At 73.0% G+C, this 4,018-nt stretch carries 4 protein-coding genes; 1 reads left to right on the forward strand and 3 read right to left on the reverse strand.

The features are described from left to right. The 3 genes from AC5LUJ_RS04010 to nadD form a co-directional block, all read right to left on the reverse strand. On the reverse strand, positions 1 to 653 hold a 653-nt coding region (locus AC5LUJ_RS04010; protein WP_493464476.1), incomplete at its 3' end, for a histidine phosphatase family protein. Beyond that, positions 650 to 1,057, reverse strand: a complete 408-nt coding sequence (gene rsfS, locus AC5LUJ_RS04015; RefSeq protein ID WP_250285489.1) for a ribosome silencing factor — start codon at positions 1,055 to 1,057, stop codon at positions 650 to 652. The genes AC5LUJ_RS04010 and rsfS, both read right to left, overlap by 4 nt. A 190-nt stretch (positions 1,058 to 1,247) precedes the next feature. Continuing rightward, positions 1,248 to 1,922: a nicotinate-nucleotide adenylyltransferase gene (gene nadD / locus AC5LUJ_RS04020; RefSeq protein WP_445548309.1), complete on the reverse strand. Its 675-nt coding sequence runs from the start codon at positions 1,920 to 1,922 to the stop codon at positions 1,248 to 1,250. Between the two features lie 427 nt (positions 1,923 to 2,349). On the opposite strand from nadD, the gene pgm reads away from it, so the two are divergent. Next, positions 2,350 to 4,017: a phosphoglucomutase (alpha-D-glucose-1,6-bisphosphate-dependent) gene (gene pgm, locus AC5LUJ_RS04025; RefSeq protein ID WP_250290577.1), complete on the forward strand. Its 1,668-nt coding sequence runs from the start codon at positions 2,350 to 2,352 to the stop codon at positions 4,015 to 4,017. The last annotated feature ends 1 nt before the right edge of the window (position 4,018 follow it).

Raw genomic sequence — 4,018 nt, forward strand, 5'->3', positions numbered from 1 at the left:
GAGGTGGTCTGCGTGGGCAGGCTTGCCGACGGCGTCCGAAGATCTTCGCGGGGGGCGGCGGCGAGGGGGCCGCTGTTGTGCTCGAGCAGGCGGAACCGCCCGTGGGAGCGGCGCAGCAGCGACCATCGGCAGTTCCCCAGCGGGCCGAAGGCCCACCACGTCGACGGCGGTACGTCGAGCAGCCGGCCGATGAGGGCGCGGGCGGTGCCGCCGTGGAGCACCAGCACGACCAGCCTGTCGTCGCCGGGCGGCCCGCCGGCGAGGAGATCCTCCACGACGGCGATCGCCCGGGCGCCGACCTCCTCGTAGGTTTCGCCGCCGCCGCGGCGGACGTCCTCGCCGCGGTGCCAGGCCGCCGCCTCCGCGGGGAAGCGCTCCGCGGCCTGTCGCGCGGTCAGGCCCGACCACTCCCCCAGCGCGATCTCGCGCAGCCGGGCGTCCACCTGGACGGTCAGGCCCAGCTCGGCGGCGGTCGACCGGCAGCGCAGCAGGTCCGAGGAGACCACGACGTCCGGCGCGAGCGCGCGGACCGCCGGTGCCACCAGCCGGGCCTGGGCCCGGCCGGTGGCGTCCAGCGGCGGGTCGGCCTGCCCCTGGAACCTGCCCAGCTCATTCCAGGCGGTGCGGCCGTGACGCCACAGCAGGACCCTCACCGGCGGCCAGCGCCGGGGGCCGCCACTTCCACCCGGCGGGCGAGGTCACGGTCGGTGAAGGTGATCCGTGGGCAGTCCTTCCACAGCCGTTCCAGGTCGTAGTACGTCCGCTCCTCGCCGTGCTGCACGTGCACCACGATGTCGGCGAAGTCGAGCAGCACCCAGCGTCCCTCGCGTTCCCCCTCGCGGCGGACCGGCTTGGCGCCGAAGCCGCGCAGCCGCTCCTCGATCCCGTCGACGACGGCCTTGACCTGCCGTTCGTTGTCCGCGGACGCGACGAGGAAGCAGTCCGTGATGGCAAGACGCTCGCTGACATCGAGGATGACGATGTCGCGGGCGAGCTTGTCCGCCGCGGCCTGCGCCGCTTCGAGGGCGAGCTCGACGGCTCGCGGGGATGCGGTCACGAATACACCTCTCCGGGTTGGATGGTTGTCGGGCTCCGGTCGGTCGTCGGTGGATCGTCGGCCGGGACCGTCACCCGCGCTGGTACGGCCGGTTCATCCTCCGTTTCCGTCGATGACCGACCGGCTGGGCCGCGGGCGTGCGCCGGACCAGCCTGCGTGCTGCCTGTCCAGCCTGACACAGACAACACTTTCACGGGCCTGGATCTGCCCCACGCCGGCTATGCTGGCCCGCCGGACCGGTCAGGCCGGCCGGGCCGGCGGGATCGGTCCGACCGGCCGGGTCGTGTGGCCGGTACAGGCCGCTCTTGGCGATGAAACGCACCACCCCGTCCGGGGTGAGGTACCAGATCGGTGCCCCACGGCTGACCCGGGCCCGGATGTCGGACGACGAGATCGCCAGTGCCGGCACCTCCAGCAGGCTGACGGCGTCCACCGGCAGGCTCGCGTCGAGCTCGAGCTGGTAGCCGGGCCGGGTGACGCCCACGAAGTGGGCCAGCCCGAACAGCTCCTGGACGTCCCGCCAGCTGAGGATCTGCGCCAGCGCGTCCGCGCCGGTGATGAAGAACAGCGTGGCGTCGCCGCGCTGGCGGCGCAGGTCACGCAGCGTGTCGATGGTGTAGGTCGGCCCGCTGCGGTCGACGTCGATCCGGCTCACCGTGAAACGAGGGTTACCCGCCGTCGCGAGAAAGGTCATGAGGTATCTGGCCTCGGCCGGCGACACCTCCCGGTCGGCCTTCTGCCACGGCTGCCCGCTGGGGACGAAGACCACCTCGTCCAGGTCGAACAGGGCGGCGACCTCGCTGGCGGCCACCAGGTGGCCGTTGTGCACCGGGTCGAAGGTCCCGCCCATCACACCGAGCCTCACGAACGGACAGTAACCGGAGCACGGCGTGGTTTCGACATCTCGCCGGATGTATCACATCTGACGGCGCCCGTCAGGACCGCTGTCACACACCGGGCCTGACGAGCGAAGAAAGCGAGGAGACAGCGCATCGGGACGGACGGGCGCCGGACCCGCGGCAGACCACGGGAACGACGCTTGCGGGCACCGTGCGGGACAACCGGGTGCCGGCGGGAAAACCACGGGTGCCGGCGGAAAACCCGGGTGCCGGCGGAAAACCCGGGGGTCAGCGGGAAAGCCGGGGGCGGCGGGAAGTTCGGCAGCCACCGGGAAGCGGCCGTGACCGTGCCCCGCCGCAGGCCCGCTAGGCTTGAAGTGTCGCAACCATTTTGGGCTGGCCGTGACCGGTTGCCCGTGCCTGCCACTTCTTCCGCCCGAGGGGGCCCGCCTGATGCCGCCCAGTCCGCTCGCGGGCCGGCCCGCGCCACCCGACATCCTCATCGACGTGGACGCGCTGCTGGCCGCCTACCACGACGAGCATCCCGACCCCGCCGAGGCCTCCCAGCGGGTCGCGTTCGGGACGTCCGGGCACCGCGGATCGTCACTGCGACGCTCCTTCAACGCCGACCACATCGTCGCGGTCACGCAGGCGATCTGCGAGCACCGCGCCGCGCACGGGGTGGCCGGGCCGCTGTTCCTCGGCATCGACACGCACGCCCTGTCCGCGCCGGCCCGCGACAGCGCGCTGACGGTGCTGGCCGCGCACGGGGTGGACGTGCGCGTCGCCCCCGGCGACGAGGCCACCCCCACCCCGGTGATCTCCCACGCGATCCTCACGCACAACACCGGCCGCGGGGCCGTCGGCCAGGCCGCCGCCACCCGGCCGGGCGGGACCGCGGACGGGATCGTCGTCACGCCGTCGCACAATCCCCCGGCGGACGGCGGGTTCAAGTACAACCCGCCGAACGGCGGGCCGGCCGACACGACCATCACCTCCTGGATCCAGGACCGCGCGAACGCCCTGCTCGCCGACGGGCTGCGCGGCGTCCAACAGGTCTCCCTCGAGCGGGCCCGGGCCGCGGCCACCGTGCACGACTACGTCTCGGCCTACGTCGACGACCTGCCGTCCGTGATCGACCTCGACGCCATCCGCGGCGCGGGGGTGCGCATCGGTGTCGACCCGCTGGGCGGGGCGAGCCTGGTCTACTGGCAGGCCATCGCCGAGCGTTACAAACTCGACCTGGACGTGGTCAACGCCACCATCGACCCGCGGTTCGGCTTCATGACCGTCGACTGGGACGGCAAGATCCGGATGGATCCGTCGTCACCGTACGCGATGGCCTCCCTGCTGCGGCTGAAGGACTCCTTCGACGTGGCGCTGGCCAACGACGCCGACGCCGACCGGCACGGCATCGTGACCCCGGCGGCCGGCCTGCTCAACCCCAACCACTACCTGTCGGCGGCCATCTCCTACCTGTTCGCGCACCGCGCCGACTGGCCGGGCGCGGCGGCGGTCGGCAAGACCCTGGTCAGCTCCAGCATGATCGACCGGGTGGCGGCCGGGCTCGGGCGCGGCCTCGTCGAGGTCCCGGTCGGCTTCAAGTGGTTCGTGGACGGGCTGGTCGACGGCTCGCTCGGCTTCGGCGGGGAGGAGAGCGCCGGGGCGTCGTTCCTGCGCCGCGACGGCCGGGTCTGGACCACCGACAAGGACGGCCTGATCCCCTGCCTGCTCGCCGCGGAGATCACCGCCGTCACCGGGCGGGACCCGGGACGCCTGTACGAGGAGCTGACCGGCCGGTTCGGCGCGCCCGCCTACCGCCGGGTCGACGCGGCGGCGTCCCCCGCGCAGAAGAAGATCCTGACCTCCCTCACCCCGGCGGACCTCGACGCCAGCACACTCGCCGGCGAGCCGGTGCGCGCCGCGCTCTCGCACGCCCCGGGCAACGGGGCTGCGATCGGCGGGGTGAAGGTCGTCACCGAGAACGCCTGGTTCGCAGCCCGGCCGTCCGGCACCGAGGACGTCTACAAGATCTACGCGGAGAGCTTCCGCGGCCCCGAGCATCTTGAGACGGTCCTCGCCGAGGCCCAGGCGGTCGTGGACGCCGCGCTGCGTCGCTGAG

Source organism: Protofrankia sp. CiP1_Cm_nod3, assembly GCF_982290655.1.

Excerpts from the sequence above, each read along its gene's own strand:
- pgm (WP_250290577.1), top strand. The coding sequence starts at position 2,350 with ATGCCGCCCAGTCCGCTCGCGGGCCGGCCCGCGCCACCCGACATCCTC.